This window comes from Microbulbifer epialgicus (genome assembly GCF_041447265.1).
Taxonomy (GTDB): Bacteria; Pseudomonadota; Gammaproteobacteria; order Pseudomonadales; family Cellvibrionaceae; genus Microbulbifer; species Microbulbifer epialgicus.
The window spans coordinates 42686-62161 of the sequence record NZ_JBGMEK010000021.1 but is presented as its reverse complement, the minus strand read 5'-3'; the positions used below and the strand labels follow the sequence as shown (position 1 = coordinate 62161).

At 50.3% G+C, this 19476-nt stretch carries 11 protein-coding genes; 4 read left to right on the top strand and 7 right to left on the bottom strand.

The window, feature by feature from the left end:
- Nucleotides 1–493 precede the first annotated feature (493 nt).
- From ACCI49_RS11300 to ACCI49_RS11290, 3 genes are all read right to left on the bottom strand, one after another.
- Nucleotides 494–2023, bottom strand: a complete 1530-nt coding sequence (locus tag ACCI49_RS11300) for a hypothetical protein (protein WP_371839065.1) — start codon at nt 2021–2023, stop codon at nt 494–496.
- A gap of 702 nt (nt 2024–2725) precedes the next feature.
- The gene (locus ACCI49_RS11295) at nt 2726–4900 is read right to left on the bottom strand and encodes a malate synthase G (RefSeq protein WP_371839064.1); all 2175 of its coding nucleotides are present in this window, start codon (nt 4898–4900) and stop codon (nt 2726–2728) included.
- A gap of 190 nt (nt 4901–5090) precedes the next feature.
- Nucleotides 5091–6026, bottom strand: coding sequence for a LysR family transcriptional regulator (locus tag ACCI49_RS11290; RefSeq protein ID WP_371839062.1), 936 nt, complete (start codon nt 6024–6026; stop codon nt 5091–5093).
- A gap of 114 nt (nt 6027–6140) precedes the next feature.
- Here ACCI49_RS11290 and ACCI49_RS11285 point away from each other — a divergent pair, with 114 nt between their 5' ends.
- The 3 genes from ACCI49_RS11285 (at nt 6141) to pta (ending at nt 11401) form a co-directional block, all read left to right on the top strand.
- Nucleotides 6141–7739: an isocitrate lyase gene (locus ACCI49_RS11285; RefSeq protein ID WP_371839060.1), complete on the top strand. Its 1599-nt coding sequence runs from the start codon at nt 6141–6143 to the stop codon at nt 7737–7739.
- Nucleotides 7740–8027: 288 nt separating this feature from the next.
- A complete protein-coding gene (locus ACCI49_RS11280; protein ID WP_371839059.1) occupies nt 8028–9236 on the top strand; it encodes an acetate kinase in 1209 nt (402 codons plus the stop codon).
- A 2-nt stretch (nt 9237–9238) separates the two neighbouring features.
- Nucleotides 9239–11401, top strand: a complete 2163-nt coding sequence (gene pta, locus ACCI49_RS11275; RefSeq protein WP_371839058.1) for a phosphate acetyltransferase — start codon at nt 9239–9241, stop codon at nt 11399–11401.
- Nucleotides 11402–11536: 135 nt separating this feature from the next.
- On the opposite strand, the gene ACCI49_RS11270 is transcribed toward pta, so the two are convergent.
- Both ACCI49_RS11270 and ACCI49_RS11265 read right to left on the bottom strand, forming a co-directional pair.
- On the bottom strand, nt 11537–13744 hold the full coding sequence (locus tag ACCI49_RS11270; protein ID WP_371839057.1) for an acetyl-CoA hydrolase/transferase C-terminal domain-containing protein: 2208 nt from the start codon (nt 13742–13744) through the stop codon (nt 11537–11539).
- Nucleotides 13745–13768: 24 nt separating this feature from the next.
- Nucleotides 13769–16024, bottom strand: a complete 2256-nt coding sequence (locus ACCI49_RS11265) for an acyl-CoA dehydrogenase (protein WP_371839076.1) — start codon at nt 16022–16024, stop codon at nt 13769–13771.
- A 326-nt stretch (nt 16025–16350) separates the two neighbouring features.
- Here ACCI49_RS11265 and ACCI49_RS11260 point away from each other — a divergent pair, with 326 nt between their 5' ends.
- Nucleotides 16351–17790, top strand: a complete 1440-nt coding sequence (locus tag ACCI49_RS11260) for a di-heme oxidoredictase family protein (protein WP_371839056.1) — start codon at nt 16351–16353, stop codon at nt 17788–17790.
- A 269-nt stretch (nt 17791–18059) separates the two neighbouring features.
- Here the strand turns inward: ACCI49_RS11260 and rraA are convergent, their stop codons facing one another.
- Entirely contained in the window at nt 18060–18539 is a 480-nt protein-coding gene (gene rraA / locus ACCI49_RS11255) for a ribonuclease E activity regulator RraA (protein ID WP_371839055.1), read from the bottom strand.
- Between the two features lie 132 nt (nt 18540–18671).
- Nucleotides 18672–19241 carry a L,D-transpeptidase family protein gene (locus ACCI49_RS11250; RefSeq protein WP_371839054.1) on the bottom strand — a complete coding sequence of 190 codons (570 nt, stop codon included), beginning with the start codon at nt 19239–19241 and terminating at the stop codon, nt 18672–18674.
- Nucleotides 19242–19476: the final 235 nt, after the last annotated feature.

The following is a 19476-nucleotide window of genomic DNA, read 5'->3' as shown; positions in this document are numbered from 1 at the left end:
TACATCCCGGTAAGCTCGTAATCGGCATCCATGCCTCATACGGTCTCGAGCGCAGTGTATTCTTTCCTTCCCCCTTTTTAGTATACAAAGAGCCCTGATTTAAATTAACCGTTTAATTATCTGTCAAATGATATAACTTTCTCTAAATCCTGAGGTTTACTCACTTTAAAAGTAAGTATTCTAGGTGCTGAGATATATTTTAGCGGGAGAGAGGATAAAGCGCCTTCACACAATAAAGGAAATAAGTTTTCATGAGTTACCTAGTGCCCTTTCCTTTTTCGCTAGCATAATAAAACTACTATGCTGTATTAAGGAGGTCTGCAGTGAAAAATATACGCATACTTATTATTCAAATGGAGACTTGAAAGAAAAGCAAAGCTTCTCTTATGAGAGCGTGATATTAAGGTTAGCCTTGCTTACATAAATTGCATTTACGAGATAAAATCAGCTCTACATTGCCTTACCAGGAAATGTAGAGCTGATTAACGCTTTATTACTTAGAGGGTTGCAGACGAACTACACCACCAAAAGTGCCCGATACTATTTCGCCACTGCCACCAATTTGAGCCGCCGAATAAACGCTATTATACTTCTCTCGATATCCTAGTGGAATATGAAATACACTTTCACCTGTATCCCAATTCACAGCCTCCAGTGTCCACATTCCCTGTCGCTGCCCCCAACAGTAAACTAAATTAGAGGATTCGCTCATAGTCGGTACGCCATTTGGGCAGCTTATTTCTTTATTCGCCCAAAGACTGCTCAAAGTACGACTGTAAGAATTCCAATGAAACTGCTCAATACCATAGGGGGCATTATCCGGGAAATTAGAAAACAGTACCGTAAGTCTTTCAGGAACGTCCGGAAATCGGGAAAAATCCCAACCATAGTCATTATTAACAACAAATGCACGATCACCTCGAACCAAGACCGATTGCTCAGATATACTCCTCGTCGCATTGGGATTACCAAAAGTAATAGGAATTTCCGCTGCAATTCTTCTATCTTTACCTTCAGAAATCGGTTTCCAACCCATTGGTATCTGGTCACGCCACATCACCACTAGGTTCATAAGTTCCTGACCATCAGTAAACACGACCAGTTTATCATCACCCGCATTCATTAACGTGGGTGTGGAACCAGAGCCAATTCCCAGTCGGCCCGGCCAAGGAGTCTCTTGTCCGGCTTCATAAGCTGTCTTCCAGGCCCCTTTTCTTTTGTCGGCGCTTATCCTATTTCCAGTCCACTGAAATCGATACATCTTTTTGCTGGAAACCACATAGATACCTCCCTCTTCATCTATGGAGATTGAGTTTGATATCTCTTCATCTTCATCAATCCTTGTATGATAGAATTTATCTAGATCTCTATTGATTACCAATACCAACCCCTTGGAGGTTGCGAGACAAATATAACCATCATAAGTCATATTCATCCCAACAATAACTTCACTCTCGGCAGACAAAAGCTCCTCAGGAATATCAAACTTTTTATATAAATTTATTTCTGATCCTGGGTCTCCCTTGATTGCATCCCCATAAACCAGCAAACTAGAGCCATCCGGCACATAAAATTTATAATCCTCATCCACAAGGACATAAGCTCCAGAAAGTCCTCCTGTCATTTCACCTTTTAATTTTGTATCAATCTTATTTATCTGATTTCCACTCATATCCATTTTAAAAACAGATCCAAGTGTGCTCCCCCAAACCACTCTCTTACCAGTTACTTTATAGACTGGTGAGTAAGCAAGAATAATTGGGACAGGTATTGTTTCAGAAAGCTCCGTTTGAAGGCCTGAAATATCATCTAACTCTATACCCTTCAAATAAGAGGACCCTTGGTTGTAGGGATTTCTATGACTCATGGGCCAGGGCGAATCAGCCAGAAATGGATTCTTTGGTGGGTCAATAATCGACTCCGCAATTGTTACATTAAAAAAAACAGATGCAGAAAAAATATTAATTAAAAATACAAACCTTAAACACCTTATCAATCCAGGAAACATCAAAATATCCTCCATGTTCAATCAAACGCCTAACTACAAGGCAGAAAATACGAAACACTAAGAACTCCGAAAACTTCCTTAAAGGCTTCTCTACAAATTATCGCTTGAGCGTCCTTCCAGCCAATATTACGAGGGGGGCTTTAGGGTAATATAATTGAGGAAAGCGAAATTTTTAGGGGCACCCTTTAACAACAGGAGCCAAGCAATACTATAAAGAAAATTGTTTGAACTCAATATTGAAGACCGCATCATCCTAGCCGTTACCTTCTACAAGTCGCTCCCTAAGCTTTTGTTCAGTGTTTGGCAGCTGAAAATATTTCATTAGCGAGTGCTTGACACCTTGAGCTCCGCGCTAAATTTGATAGATATCAATTTTTTAAAATTGATACCGCTAAGTAAATAGTATTAAAGCCGACGGCTTTACACCAATTAACAGTGATCGCCAAGAGCTATATATATCAATAAAATATACTTATTTATTTAACAATTTAGTAACGGGCTCACGATAGGCTAATTGCTAGATTCTCAGAATAAGCGATATACGTTCTTACGTCAGTTACCACTGCTTCCCTTATCGGGTAGATATTTATTGTCACTCTCCCTGGGGAGGAAGGAGCTTGCCTCCCCTTTTAGTCCCTTAAAGTTTGTGCATTAGATTTGACTCTAGAATACTTAGAGCAACATAAAGACCCCTTACGGGGCCGTTTAGCAAAAACTTCAGGCATTTAGAGCCTTAAACTGTCGTCTACGACGATGCAGAACAGGCTCAGTGTAACCATTTGGCTGTGCACAGCCCTCGAAAATGAGCTCGCAAGCCGCCTGAAAGGCAACGCTTTTATCGAAATCTGGGGCCATATTGTTGTAGTTGGAATCACCAGCATTCTGGCGATCCACAACTGCCGCCATACGCTCCAGGGTTTCGCGCACTTGCTTCTCGCTGACAATACTGTGCTTGAGCCAATTGGCGATATGTTGGGAGGAAATACGCAAAGTTGCGCGGTCTTCCATTAGGCCTACATCATTGATGTCCGGCACCTTGGAACAGCCCACACCCTGCTCTACCCAACGCACTACGTAACCTAGAATGCCCTGGGCGTTGTTATCCAATTCCAATTGGATATCCTTTGCACTCCAGTTTGGCTCTTTTGCCACAGGCACGGTGAGAATATCTTCCAGTTTGGCGTGATGGCGGTGCTGAATTTCTTCCTGGCGGCGGGCTACATCCACTTTGTGATAGTGCAACGCATGTAGGGTTGCTGCAGTTGGGGAGGGTACCCAGGCTGTATTAGCGCCGGCCATTGGGTGCGCTAATTTGGCATGCATCATGGCCAACATCTGATCCGGAATCGGCCACATGCCTTTACCAATTTGCGCTTTCCCTTTGAGGCCACTATTAAGGCCGACATCCACATTCCATTCTTCGTAGGCATTAATCCAAGTGGACTGCTTCATATCGCCCTTTCGAATCATAGGGCCGGCCATCATAGAGGTGTGGATTTCGTCACCAGTCCGGTCCAGGAAGCCCGTGTTAATGAAAACAACACGCTCCTTGGCTTCTGCGATACAGGCTTTCAGGTTTACCGTAGTGCGGCGCTCCTCATCCATAATGCCCATTTTGACGGTATAGCGAGGCAGACCGAGAACGTCTTCAATGCGGTTAAACAGGGTATTAGCAAAAGCGACCTCTTCTGGACCGTGCATCTTAGGCTTGACAATGTAAATACTGCCGGTGCGAGAGTTCTTGGTTTCGTTATCGCCACGCAAATCGTGTAGCCCGATCAGGCTGGTGATCATGCCATCCAGAATACCCTCTGGAATTTCCTGGCCATCGCCAAATAAGATGGCATCATTGGTCATCAAGTGGCCCACATTACGCACAAACATCAGACTGCGGCCTGGCAGAGTTAGCTGGTTACCGTTCGGTGTAGTGTATTCACGATCCACATCCAGGGCGCGCTCGAAAGTTTTGCCACCTTTATTGATGGTTACCTTGAGATCGCCCCGCATCAGGCCGAGCCAGTTACGATAAACCACCACCTTATCTTCAGCATCCACTGCAGCTACTGAGTCTTCACAGTCCATGATGGTTGTCAGTGCGGATTCCACCAGCACATCCTTGATACCAGCATCATCCGTTTTGCCAACAGGACTTTCCCGATCAACCTGGATCTCAAAGTGCAATCCATGCTGCTTGAGTAAAATACAGCTGGGTTCTTCACTATCGCCGCGGTAACCAACAAACTGTTTGCCGTCTTTAACCGTCGCAATGTCACCGTTGGCCAACACTACTTCCAGCAAAGAACCGTTTACACGGTACTGCACAGCATCTTTATGGCTACCGCAGGTAAGCGGAGCCGACTGGTCGAGAAAGTTGCGCGCGTATTCAATTACCTTGGCACCACGCACGGGATTGTATTCAGTGCCCTTTTCCGCACCGCCCTCTTCGCTGATTACATCGGTGCCGTAAAGGGCATCATAAAGGCTACCCCAGCGGGCATTGGCGGCATTGAGTGCGTAGCGGGCGTTCATTACCGGGACTACCAGCTGCGGACCAGCCAGCGTAGCGATTTCCTCGTCCACATTCTCTGTGGAAACATTAAAGTCTGCAGGCTCTTCAACCAAATAGCCGATCTCGCGTAAGTATTCCCGGTAGCCTTCAAGGTCACGAAAAACCTCGGGGTTATCTGTGTACCAACGATCCAGGGTTTCCTGTAACTCATCGCGCTTTTCCAGCAGGGCCCGATTAGCCGGCGCGAGGTCACGGACAATAGCGTCAAGCCCAGCCCAGAACTCATCGGCGCTGACCCCCGTTCCTGGAATCACTTCCTCGCAAACCAGATTGTAAAGCTCTGGTGCTATTTGCAGATCACCGATTTGGACTCGTTCCGTCATACCCTGGGCCTCTCACTGATTGTTGGAATTACGGCATTCTAAACAGCCATTTCGACATACCGCTAATTTATAGGTGCAATTTCCACTATTCATAAACTAAATTTTTATGAGCTCAGTCACCACGTGAAACACTTTCGGTAGAACTGGCCGTTCACTACCAACGCGTATGATTCCAAACCTGGCCGGTCACCTACAGCGCCCTGCCAATATCCAATATCAGGCGCCGCAACCAGCGGTGTGGTGCACTCTGCTGCAGCAACGGGCTCCATGCCATTTTGAGTTCCAACGGGGGGATATCCAATGGCGGGTCCCTGCGTACCACCCGCGGATTATCGCTAGCCAGCTGTGCCAGGCGTGTAGGCACCGTCACAATTAGGTCACTCTGTTCTGCTAACAACGTGGCCACTTGATAGTGACGGGTGAATACAGAGATATCGCGCTTCTCTCCCAGCTTACCAATGGCTTCGTCAACCCAGCCGAGCCTCTGTACATCTTCGGGGTTGACCCCCACCCCCACCCCCATACCGGTTTTGCTCACCCAGATATGCTGGGCCTTTAAATAACTTTGCAGATTGTAGTCCTCAAGGATCGGGTTATCCGCACGCATCACGCAGGAAAAGCTATCGCGCCATACAGTAGCCTGATGAAAACTCTGGGGCATGCTATCAAAGCGGTTAATCACCATATCCACTTTGCCCTGCTCCACATCCACAAAGCTCACATCACTCGGCGTCATGATATCCAGGCTAATGCCAGGGGCGTCGTTGCGAAGCTGCTTGAGCAGGGGCGGTATCAGGGTGGACTCAGCATAATCACTGGCCATGATACGGAATGTGCGGCGGGTGTTAGCTGGGTCAAAATCCCGGTTTGGCTGGATTACCCGGTCGATACTGGAGAGGGCTTCTCGCACCATCGGCTGTAATTCCAGCGCCCGCTCAGTGGGCATCATACCCTCGCGGGTCCGCACCAGAAGTGGGTCATCAAATAGCTCGCGTAGTCGCTTGAGGCCATTGCTCATGGCGGGCTGGGACAGCCCGAGATAATTAGCAGCGCGGGTGACGTTGCGTTCACGAAGAAGGACATCCAGATATACCAGTAGGTTCAGGTCAGCTCTTTCCAGTTGCATACATTATTTGCCAGATCGATAGTGAAAATAAAATCAATAAATTAGGCAAATTATGCCACTCCTCCTAAGATACTCAACACCTAATCGCAGTCACCGTTTTAAGGAAACACTGTCATGTCCACTTACACTCAAGACATCGACGCGGTAGCTAAGCTCCGTGACAGCAAGAGCGGCACTTGGGATGCTATCAACCCTGAATCTGTTGCCCGTATGCGCGCCCAGAACAAGTTCAAGAACGGCCTGGATATTGCCAAATACACTGCCAATATCATGCGCGCTGACATGGAGAACTACGACAGGGACTCTTCCAAGTACACCCAGTCCCTGGGCTGCTGGCACGGTTTTATCGGCCAGCAGAAGATGATTTCCATCAAGAAGCACTTCGAAGGAAACACCGACCGCCGCTATCTGTACCTGTCCGGCTGGATGGTTGCTGCCCTGCGCAGTGAGTTCGGCCCCCTGCCCGACCAGTCCATGCACGAGAAAACCTCTGTTGCGCACCTGATCAACGAGCTGTATACCTTCTTGCGCCAAGCTGACGCCCGCGAACTGAACGACCTGTTCCGCGAGCTGGACGCTGCCCGCGAAGCCGGTGACAAGGCTACTGAGAAAGCTGTTCAGAACAAGATCGACAATCATAAAACTCATATTGTACCGATCATCGCCGACATTGATGCCGGTTTCGGTAACGCTGAAGCCACTTACCTGATGGCCAAACAAATGATCGAAGCGGGTGCTTGCTGTATCCAGATCGAGAACCAGGTTTCCGACGAGAAGCAGTGTGGACACCAGGATGGAAAAGTGACTGTTCCCCACGAAGACTTCCTGGCCAAGATCCGCGCAGTTCGCTACGCATTCCTGGAGCTAGGCGTAGATAACGGCGTTATTGTTGCCCGTACCGACTCACTGGGTGCCGGCCTGACCAAGCAAATCGCGGTAACCAAGGAACCGGGTGACCTGGGTGACCAGTACAACGCCTTCCTGGATTGCGAAGAAATCGACGCTGCCCAGCTGGCTAACGGTGACGTTGTAATCAACCGCGAAGGCAAGCTCCTGCGTCCCAAGCGCCTGGCTTCCAATCTGTTCCAGTTCCGCAAAGGTACTGGCGAAGCCCGCTGCATCCTGGACAGCATCACCTCCCTACAAAACGGTGCTGACCTGATCTGGATTGAAACCGAGAAGCCCCATATTGGTCAGATTGGCGGCATGATGGACGAGATCCGTAAAGTGGTTCCCAATGCGAAACTGGTTTACAACAACAGCCCGTCCTTTAACTGGACCCTGAACTTCCGCCAGCAGGTATTTGATGCCTGGAGTGAAGAAGGCAAAGACGTATCCGCTTACGAACGCGCCAACCTGATGAGCGCCGAGTACGATAACTCTGAACTTTCTGCAGCGGCTGACGAGAAGATCCGCACCTTCCAGGCCGACGCGGCTCGCGAAGCAGGTATCTTCCACCACCTAATCACCCTGCCGACTTACCACACTGCGGCCCTGTCTACCGATAACCTGGCCAAAGAGTACTTCGGTGAGCAAGGTATGCTGGGCTACGTGAAAGGTGTACAGCGTAAGGAAATCCGCCAGGGTATCGCCTGCGTTAAGCACCAGAATATGGCTGGCTCTGACATTGGCGACGACCACAAAGAATACTTCGCTGGCGAAGCTGCCCTGAAAGCAGCTGGTAAAGACAACACTATGAACCAGTTCGGCTAAACAGGCTTTATACCTTTTCGATGCATAGAGGGCGGCGCAAGCCGCCTTTTTCTTTTGTATATTAGACGGCCACAACTCCGAGGCCACTGACTTCACTTGGGTTTGTTAATGCCTTCTTTGGGGGCTCTGCCGAAGAAGAACAGTAGGGGCAAATTCTGATTCAATCGCTGCACTTTGAATTTGCGCTGCCATCTTGGCCCTTATTCGCTCTTCGCCATTACCAGCCTTTTTGGAGAATTTTGCGCCACCTCGACTAACCTTACTTTACACCCTCCATGATTTGCCCATATGCCCGATCCAGGCTTGGTACTCATACTCAACTGCGGCAGCTCCTCATTGAAGTTTGCTGCGCTGGACCCCACCAATGGGGAGGAGCACTTGAGCGGCCAGGCTGATGCTCTGGAAAGTTCCGTGGCCACACTCAAGTGGCGATACCGTGGTGAAAATAATCTCCTTCAACTGTCCCCCAACGATGACTTCCGGAGTGTAATTGAAGGATTAGTTGAACGGATGGATGGTCCCTGGTCCACCTTGAAAACCCAGTTACTGGCCATTGGCCACCGGGTGGTTCATGGAGGCGAACACTTTGCCAACTCAGTTTTGATAGACCAGCAAGTTTTGACTGCGATCCGATCCTGCTGTGAGCTGGCACCGTTGCACAATCCCGCCGCCCTGCAGGGTATACAGGCCGCTCTACTGGCCTTCCCACAGTTGCCACAGGTAGCCGTATTCGACACCGCTTTCCATCAGGATATGCCAGATTACGCCTATCTCTACGCCCTCCCCTACAAGCTGTACCGGGAGCATCATATCCGTCGTTACGGTATGCACGGCAGTAGTCATCGCTATATTGCCGAACGCAGTGCAGAGCTGCTGGGAAAGCCCTCCTCTGAAATCAATGTCATATCCGCACACTTGGGAAACGGCGCCTCCATTGCTGCAATCAAGGGCGGGCACAGTGTAGACACCAGTATGGGCCTGACCCCATTGGAAGGCTTGGTCATGGGCAGCCGCTGCGGTGACCTGGACCCCGGCCTGCTACTGCACCTGGGTGAAGCCTTGGACTACTCCTTCACTAAGTTAGAGCAACTGTTAAACCGGGAAAGCGGTCTGCTCGGTCTATCAGAACTGAGCAACGATTGTCGAGAATTAGAAGAGGCCATGGAAAACGGCCACAGTGGAGCCCGCCTGGCTCTGGAGGTATTCAGTTACAGGCTGGCAAAATATATCGCCGCCTACACGATACCCTTACACAGGGTAAACGCTCTGGTATTCACCGGCGGTATCGGGGAGAACTCCACCTGGGTTCGCCAGAAAACCACTAACTGGCTCAGTGCCCTCGGCTATCAACTGAGCCAGGAGCAAAATGAATCCACCCGCTTTGGTATCGAAGGACGCATTTCCAAAGCCAGCACACCAGAGATATTAGTGATCCCTACCAGGGAGGACTGGGTGATAGCGAGGGATGCTGCACAGTTGGCATCGGGAGCCCGCTGAACATGTCTCAAAATACCCGTATCCTGATGCTGGTACCCCTTGGCGCGGGTGTGGGCATCACCTCAGTCAGCCTGGGTCTGATCCGCGCCCTGGAACGCAACCGAGTTGAGGTGCAGTTTTTCAAACCGGTATCTGAACCAACACCACCAGACGGGACAATAGAACGCACCACGGAAATACTGCGGCAAACTTCCAGCTTAGATATCCCGAGTTCTTTTAATGCTCAGCACGCTGAGTCCATGATGTCTACAGGGCGAATGTCGGAACTGCTCGAAGATATTTTGGCCCGCTGCCGAAGTAGTAGCCAACACGCCGAGATAATAGTGGTTGAGGGTATCTTGCCCAGTAGTGACAGCCAATTCGCCAACCAGCTCAACTTTCAGATTGCCAAGACCCTGGATGCGGAAGTGATACTGGTAGCCTGCCCACAGACGGGCAATATCAAACAGTTGAAAGAGCGATTGCAATTCGCGGTACGCACTTTTGGTGGTGACGTATCCAACCGGGTGGTGGGTTGTATTATCAATAAACTGGGCGCCCCCTCACAACTCTCGGATACCCCCGGCGCTCACTTCGCCAGCGTCCACGCACGACGGGAGATACACCAGGAAATCAATGCTGCAGTTACCCGTGATTCCCTTTACCGCCAGATTCCGCTGCGGATCGTCGGGTGTGTTCCCTGGAATAAAGACCTTTTAGCCCCCCGCGCAATGGATCTCGCCCGACATTTTGATGCACAGATTATCAACCGGGGCGAACTGGATACCCGGCGGCTGCGCAATGTCACTTTCTGTTCGCGCTCCCTTGCAAATATGCTTAGGCGTTTTAAACCCGGCGCTATGTTGGTAACTTCCGCCGACAGGCCCGATGTAGTCGCTGGAGCCTGCCTGGCAGCAATGAACGGGGTAAAAATTGGCTGCCTGCTGTTAACCGGCGGTTATCGTTTGGAGCGTGAGGTACACAAACTCTGCACTCCCGCTATGGAGACTGGCTTACCGGTATTATTAGTCAGCGCGAATACTTGGCGCACCGTAGTAGACTTGCAAACTTTTAACCTGCGTACACCAGCAGATGACCGCGAACGGGTAAACCGGGTGCAGGACTTCTTTGCCAGCCATATGGACGATAACTGGGTGGAGTCCCTGAGCCGGATTTCCACCCGCCCCCGAAGACTATCACCCCCAGCTTTTCGCTATCATTTAACGGAACTGGCCCGCCGTGACTTGAAGCGTATCGTCCTACCAGAAGGGGAAGAACCTCGCACGATCAAAGCAGCCCTGATCTGTGCCGACCGCGGCATTGCTCAGCCCATCCTGCTGGGCGACAGCAAAAACATTGCAAGGGTAGCCGAACAACAGGGATTAAAACTCTCTGACAAGTTGCAGATCATTAACCCGAAAGATGTGCTGGACAACTATGTTGAGCCCATGGTTGCATTGCGCAGGGGCAAGGGGCTGACTGAAGTGGTGGCAATGGAACAGCTCCATGACAATGTAGTGCTGGGCACTATGATGCTGGCGCTGGGTGAAGTGGACGGGCTGGTATCTGGAGCGATTCACACCACGGCAAACACCATCCGCCCCGCCCTGCAACTGATCAAGGCAGCACCGGGGGAGAAGCTGGTGTCCTCTATTTTTTTTATGCTACTGCCAGAACAAGTATTAGTCTACGGTGATTGCGCCATCAATCCTGACCCCAATGCGCAACAACTGGCCGCAATCGCCATACAGTCCGCAGATTCCGCAACCGCATTTGGTATCGAGCCTCGCGTTGCCATGATCAGCTATTCTACCGGCACATCAGGCAGCGGCTCCGATGTGGAAAAGGTGCGCGAAGCCACCAAAATTGCCAAGCAAAAGAGACCCAAATTGATTATTGATGGGCCCCTCCAATACGATGCGGCAGTTACAGAAAATGTGGCTGCGCAGAAGGCGCCACATAGCCCGGTGGCTGGGCGTGCGACTGTTTTTATTTTTCCCGATTTGAATACCGGCAACACTACTTATAAAGCGGTACAACGCAGTGCTGATTTGGTGAGTATTGGCCCTATGCTACAGGGGCTGCGCAAGCCAGTGAATGATTTATCCCGAGGAGCTCTGGTGGATGACATTGTCTACACCATTGCCCTCACGGCGATTCAGGCCCAACAGCGGGATGATAATTAAGCTGGTAAAGAAATACTGGGGCAAATTCGCGTAACTTCGCCAGTATTTCACGGGTCTCGCCTACTATGGCCAACGGTGGCGCATCCTTATGCCGCATTAACCTGTTAACATATTCGTTTGCCAAGTTAATAGGCACTATTCCCAGCTCAGAGGACGACGCATATCTAAATAGTCCTGCAGTGCGGCGGCAACGATATATGCTTCCAAGCGGTGCTCATAAGTATCGGTGTGATCATAACCCATGCGCGCCAGGCAACGCTGAATATGCTCGGTACTTGTGGACTTGTCATGCCAGACCTTACGCCCTTTGATCACTGCTACTAACATCCTCCACCAACTGCGATCTGCCGCCCGTAATTGCTGTAATGCTACCGCTAGCAGTGCCTCTTCGTCAGTAAAATCGGTACCCAGAGGGTAATAGGGTAACATTGATAAGGATTTTTCATCGGAGAAAATCTCAGCGATATGCTCCGGTGTGTTATTGTTGAACTCTGCGGGAATGGTAAAGCTCTTTTCAATTTTTCCAGCGTATTTGGCCTGCTCAAGCAAAACTGCCTGAAAGCGTGTATCGCAAATACTCAACATACTCACCATGACATCCCGATCAGTTTTCCCTCGAAGGTCCACTGCTCCGTATTCAGTGACCACCACATCACGTAGATGTCGCGGAATAGTCGTATTGGAATACTCCCAGACAATATTGCTCTCACAAATACCACCGCGCATCCTTGTGCTGGGCAGGGCAATAATCGAGCGCGCATCGGGCAACGCAAAAGCCTGGGCAACAAAATTGTACTGCCCCCCAACACCACTAACCACTTGGTTATCAACCAACCCGTCGGATACCACTGCACCTCCCAAGGTGACCATCATGGCAGAGTTTACGAAACATGCCTGTTTGCGCTGTGCCTGCTTCAGCTCCCGCTGCGCTTGGACGTCATTGGTAAAATCAATGTCTATCATATCAATGCCAGCGCGTTCCTCGGGCAAAAGGTCCCGCAACTCCTGATACATCACTTCAGGGCCAAGGTAAAATCCACCGTGCAGCCAGGTTCCACCCCGCAGTTTTTTATTCAAGCAATTTCCAATCAAACGTCTGCGGCCGTGCTCACTGTGTAAATCACACTCTTCTTCTTCTCCCTCCGGGGTCAACAGCTTGTGCCCGCGCCAACTATAACTGTCATCCACAATGCCAAACTGCTGAAGGAATTGAGTGTCCTCGGGTGTCAAGGGACAGCTGATACGACCAGCTTTTTTTAATGCCAGCAGGGTTTCCTCACTCACTATATGGATGATTTCATCGGCATCAAGAAGTTGCTGCAATTGAGCATCCCCGTATACCTCACGGGTTAAGACCCCCGCCTTACGCAATTGCAGAAATCCATGAGATACCATTTCGCTGAGACCGTACAAACCCTGCTGAAAAGTCTCAACCATCAGGGGCAAGTCTTCGCGGTAAGTCAGGGATTCACAGCCGACCAATTCTTCAACCAGTCGCCGATAGAGAGCATTTTCCTTATGGCGCAAGCGTAGCGCATGGCAAACAGCATCCCCGAGAGCGCCAATGCCTACCTGCAGGGTACCGCCATCGGCAACCAGGCTAGCGATATGAAAAGCAGTGCCATACTCGGTAAAACTGACTGGTATCGCGGGAGCGGCAAAAAGCGGTGTATTGAAGGTATCACCTTCCAAAAGGAAATCGAATTTTGTTTCCTCAAGCTCACTGCTGCCAATCATGAAGGGTAGCTGGGGGTTAACCTCTCCCACGAGAAACAGCGGAGGTTCTTCGCGATTGCCAGCCATTTTCAGCAGGGGCAGAGTCAAATCGGGGTTACAGCTCAAACTGTAACGCCCTCCCCCCTCTGCTGGCGCCACCATCTGAGCTATTACATTTACCCCATAACGCAGAAGATCTTCCGGCACCTGCGTATAATTTGCACTCACATAATGCTGCTGGGCATAGTGATTCCCCAGCAGCGCACCCGGTTCCATATAGAACTCAATAACATTGATATTATCCGGCAGCCGTCCCTTGCGGCGAGTGACAACATAACCGAGGTCCTGGTAGTTACTGTATAGGCGGTCCAACAGTGGCTGGATAAAGCGGCGGCTAATATCACTATCGCCTCTGGGGCGTTCCAAGGTCAGGGCGGTGTATATCGTTAAGGAAATTGAAGGATCGGAAACGGCGCGTGCGTAGATAGCATTGGCAAAATGATTGGCCTTTCCTAACCCCAAGGGCAGCCCCAATACAATTTTCCGCCCGGCTTTCTCCAGCAGTGCATCAATACACTTCTCGACATTGGTAAATCGCTCAGGGGGTTCTTTGCAAGGAGTTTCCATGGTGGTCTGTTTTCCCATGCAACGCTATTCAACCCTCCCCGCTGCTTCCCCTAAATGATCGAAATGATCAACCTGTATCGCTTTATCCACCGCATCGGCGGCATCAATCAGGGCTTCGGCCTCCTCATCGCTGATCAGGTTACGCTGCAACCCGTCTTCCACTGACTCGCGGCTGAGTGTGCGTATTCCGCCCCTCTTCAGCTTTTCCCGGGCCTTTTCTGTGGCGCAGACTTTTAAAAATGCTTGCTCAACAATTTCCACACCATCGCCAGGATTACCGACAAATACACCACTGGTGAGGCGATCTCTTGTTTTGGAGGGACTCAATAACAGTTCTGCACATGCGCGGGCCTGACGATCCGACGCGGTATGGATACTATGCCCCCAGGGCATAGTAAGAAAATGCAATAGCTGGCCAAAGAAGGGGCGAGGGAAATTTTGAAAGACCTCCAAGAGGTTAACCTCTATTTTATGTAGACCATCGCGCATGGAGTATTCAAGCAGGGGCAAATCGTCTTTGGGGTTGCCATCATCATAAAACCGCTTGAGGGTGCAGCTGAGCAGGTAGAGCTGGCTAAGTACATCCCCGAGGCGGGAGGAGATCAGCTCCTTCCTCTTCAGTTCCCCACCCAGACTCATCAGTGAGACTTCCGTTACCAGAGTAAGTACCGCGGAATAACGGTTCAATTGGCGATAATATTTTGCTGCGCCACCCACATTACGTGGACTGCTGGCAAAGAGGCCCACTGTCCAACCATGAAAGATCCCGCGCAGCAGAGTTTTGAACTGGAACCATATATGCTTGGGCAGTAATTTATCCAACTGCTCCAAACCCTCCTCTTCGTCAGGATTCTCTGCCGCGAGCATTTCATCCAGCAGGTAGGGGTGACAGCGAATTGCGCCCTGACCAAAGATCATCAGGCTGCGGGTCAGCAAATTAGCGCCTTCCACTGTAATCGCCACGGGTACCGCACGATAGGCATTGCCCAGGTAGTTCATTGGGCCATCCATAATCGCCTTGCCAGCATGAATATCCATGGCGTCATTAATGGCATGACGCAAGCCGGAGGTGGCACTAGCCTTCATAATGGCAGTGATTACCGCAGGCTTAAGCCCATCATCAAGGGCGCGGGTGGTCGTTTTGTGGGCGCTATCAAGTACAAATGCGATGGAAGCAATCTCTGCCAAGCGCCGCTGCACCCCTTCAAAGCGCCCCACCGGTACATTGAATTGCTCACGAATACGCGCGTAAGCGCCAGTAGTGCGTGCCGCCATCTTGGCCCCACCAGTCGAGAGAGAGGGAAGAGAAATCCCTCGCCCGGCGGCAAGTGCGCTCATCAACATTTCCCAGCCTTTGCCAACATTTTCCTGACCACCAATAATCCAACCCATGGGAATAAAAACGTCTTTTCCCCAGTTCGGACCATTTTGAAAAGCCTGCATGGCTGGCAGGTGGCGCTGGCCGATAGTGATCCCCGGTGTATCGGTAGGGACTAAGGCGACAGTAATTCCCAGTGCCTCCTGATCCCCCAGGATATGCTCAGGATCGTAGAGTTTGAAGGCCAGCCCCAACACTGTGGCAACAGGCCCGAGGGTAATATAGCGCTTATGCCAATTCACACGCATACCGAGCACCTTCTCACCCTTGTACTCCCCGTAGCAAATCTCACCGCGATCAATCATCGAGGCAGCATCGGAACCAGCCTGGGGGCTGGTAAGGGCGAAACAGGGAATATCAGAACCATCCGCAAGGCGAGGTAAATAGTGATCCTTCTGCTCTTGTGTGCCGTGTGAAAGCAATAGTTCTCCTGGGCCGAGGGAGTTCGGCACCATTACGGTGACTCCCACACTATTACTGCGTGTGGAGATCTTGGTAACAATTTCGGCGTGGGCCGTGGGAGAGAAGCCAAGACCACCATACTTCTTGGGAATAATGATGCCAAAAAAGCGGTGTTTGCGCAGAAAATCCCAGACATGTTCGGGAATACTGTGATCGACATAACTGATCTGCCAGTCGTTCACCATCTGGCAGAGTTCTTCTGTCGGTCCATCCAGAAAAGCCTGCTCTTCCTCACTCAACTCCGGCGGCCCCATTTTCAGCAACTGGTCCCAATCCGGTTTGCCAGACAACAGTTCGGCATCCCACCAGACTTCACCGGCTTCCATCGCCTCCCGCTCAGTCTCCGAGATTGGCGGAAGAACTCGCCTGATGATATTTAAAAGAGGTCTGGTAAAGTACTTCTTGCGCCATTCGCTCATTTTTACCTTCCATATCGGCAGTAACAGCGAAATACCCTGCCATTTCCTACGGGCCTTAAAGGGGTATCAAAGCACAATGATAGGTGACAATTTCTGGCGGGGAGATTTCACCCGAGGAAATGGATGACCCGCCTGTCGAGCTCGTTGTAAAGCTGGCAAAGACGGGCGCCCATTGGCACCGCTATCACTCAAAATCGACCTATCCTTCTGACGCTTTCAACTGGGCTCCCAGCCCCCGTTTTATTTCAAGTGACCTAACCCTCTACCAACTAATTACTTTGAATCGCTATCACCAATTTATCCCTCCAAGTGATTGGAGGTTAAAAAAATAGAATAAGGGTATAATCATGAAAATTATTTCAACAATATCACTTATCGGCATCGGATTAGTATTTCCTCCATTACTCCATGCCGACCTTGTGGGGGAAGGCCCCCGCTTAAATCCGGAAGACAGAATTACCCAGGATCAAATCTCTACCGGGGAGCTGTCCCTAAAGGAAATTCGTAAAGCAGGCCTGCTTATTTTCTCCACGCCCTTTAATCGCCACGATGGGTATGGCGATGGTGCACATGACACATCAGAACCCGACAATCATTCACCAGAAGCAGGCAACAGACCCACACTACAAGGCAATCGTATTTTTCTGCGCGTAAATGGCCTGGACTCTCAAAATTGCCTGGAGTGCCATACAATCGTCAGCAACCGAACGGTCCCAGCAACTCTGGGCATTGGAGGTGGAGGTGGCTTCAGTACCAGCGCCATGTTCCGCCCAGTCAATATTGATGTGATTGATGAAAGCTTCGACGGCCATGCCGAATATGACGGTCGTCTGATTAACCCCCTATTCCTGTTTGGAGCTGGCGGAATCGAACTGGTTGGCAGGGAGATGACCCATGAACTTCAAGGACTCAAACAATACGCCCTGGATAACCCTGGGACCATCGTTAACTTGGATACCAAATCGGTTAACTTTGGCTCCATCGTCGCCGATGGAAGTGGCAACCTGGACACCTCCAATGTAGAGGGTATTGATGTAGACTTGATAGTCCGGCCATTTGGCAGAAAAGGGGACAATGCCTCAGTTAGGGAATTTGATGTAACCGCCCTGGCATTCCACCTAGGCATGCAGGCAGCGGAAGGTTTTGGCGGTGAGTATGCCGATGCAGATAACGACGGCGTAACTAACGAAATCTCGATCGGCGACCTGTCTGCTCTCAGTATTTTTATCACTACTTTGGATCGCCCTTTCGAACTCGACTCCAAGAAACACAGGCAAGGTCGCAATCTGTTTACCGACATTGGCTGCGCGGATTGCCATCGCCCCACCATGGTTACTGAACGTAGAACACTGCCCTACAAGCTAACCGGCTCACCGGAAAAGCCTTTTGAAGATACTTTCTACGAAGTGGACCTGACCAAACATCCCACGTATTTCCAGCCTATTTTCAATGGTGGAGTTGAGGTGCCCATGTTCTCCGATTTAAAACGTCACGATATGGGAGAAGAGCTTGCTGAGAGCGCTTTCTTTTTTGATGAGCAGCAAAAACGCGAGTTTATTACCGCTCGCCTTTGGGGCGTGGCCGACACCGCACCTTACCTTCACGATGGCAGGGCACTTACGCTGGTGGAGGCCATCCTACTCCACGACAATCCCGGCAGCGAAGCCAGTGCTGCCGCGCAAAATTTCAAAAACCTGAGCGAGGAAAAACAAAATAAGATATTAAATTTCCTGATGTCGCTGCGCATGCCAGAAAACCCAGTGGGTGATCTGATCGAATATCGCTAAGGTTTTGCTGTGGAAACTTGCAGCTACTAAAAAGGGGGAAGGGAAGAATACACGGCGCTCGGGACCGTATGAGGCATGGATGCCGATTACGAGCTTACAGGGATGTATTCACAGCACGTCTCGAGTGCAATGTATTCTTTCCTTCTGACCCAGTAGTAAATGCCCTGCCATCTTACCCTTTAAATGGACAGGCAGCTCATCATACACCGCCGGCAAAAATAAGCGTTGTGCCAACAGTGTATGAGCGGCATTTTTTATGTGAAATACTTTTAAGTAAGGGGTTTATCTGCAACGATAATGCCATTATTGTCGGCATAGAGATAATCACCCGGGCGAAAAGTAACCCCACCAAAAGTTACTGACCGCCCTCTTTCGCCAATCCCTTTCTTCTCAGTTTTCATTGGATGTGTTCCTAATGCTTGCACTCCAAGGTCCAGGCTCGAAATTTCATCCACATCTCGGATACAGCCAAACATCACAATCCCCTCCCACCCATTGATCACCGCTTTCTCTGCAAGCATATCTCCAAGGCAGGCGCGGCGCATGGAGCCTCCAGCGTCCACTACTAATACTTTTCCATACCCCGGCTCTGCCACCAGTTCACGGACAAAGGAATTATCTTCAAAGCACTTGATGGTTTCGATCTGCCCACCAAAGTGTTCACGGCCACCGTAATTGATAAACATCGGTTCAACCACCTGAATCTCATCACCATGGGCATCACACAGATCGGGAGTTGAAATGGACATAAGCTATCTCACAATCATTGGCAAAGAATTGATGATAGCGATAGTGGGGCAATGGTGGCAGGTGGACTAAGAAATGCCGGGTATTACCTCCATGGATAATACCCGGCCAAGCCTTCGCTGCTACAAATCCTTCTAATGAGTCACACGAACCGGAGTGCCAACACGTACATGCCGGTAGAATTTTCTCGCCATGTGCGGCGGCATGCGTACACAACCATGAGAGGCCGGGTAGCGAGGCACATGGCCAGACGCATGGAGACCAATACCGCCATTAAATCGAATGTAATTATTCATTTTTGCTCCACGGTAGACAGTTCCCGCAGGGCGACGATGTTTACGGGTGTTTACATTGGATCTCACCACGCGTCCCGTGCGCCTGTCTACAAAGCTGCCGTAGATAGAAGAGCGGTGATAAGGATGCTTGGAGAGTACACGAAAGTGCCCGGGACGCGTGCCATAACCCCGTTTGCCCGAGGATACCCTGGAAACACCGACCAACTTGCCACCCTTGTACAAATAAGCGCGCTGTTCGCTTAAATCAATTCTGATAGATGGACTCCCACCCCTGGCCGCGGCTCGATCATCAAACCAGTTACCTCCGCGGGGCTTCGCCATTGCAGGGGGCGCGACTAGTAATGCTAAGACGCACAACATCAGAAAGATGTGCAGAAGGGGAATCTGTAACTGTCTGCTCGTATACATAGATCACCTCAACAACTTACTCTGCTTTGTTTTGGCGGATGGACAGATACACAGCCCGACCAGTACCACCTGCGCTTCAACACGATGGCTTCCTGTCTCAGCGGTGAGCCTGTTCCAAAGCAAATTGCGCGAAGTTTTATTCCAGTTTACGCGCAGCCTCCTGACTCTAAAGATTCTATCGAGGCGGCAGCGGACATTTAGAATGAATTCTTCTCTAGCGGAGAATTAATAGAGA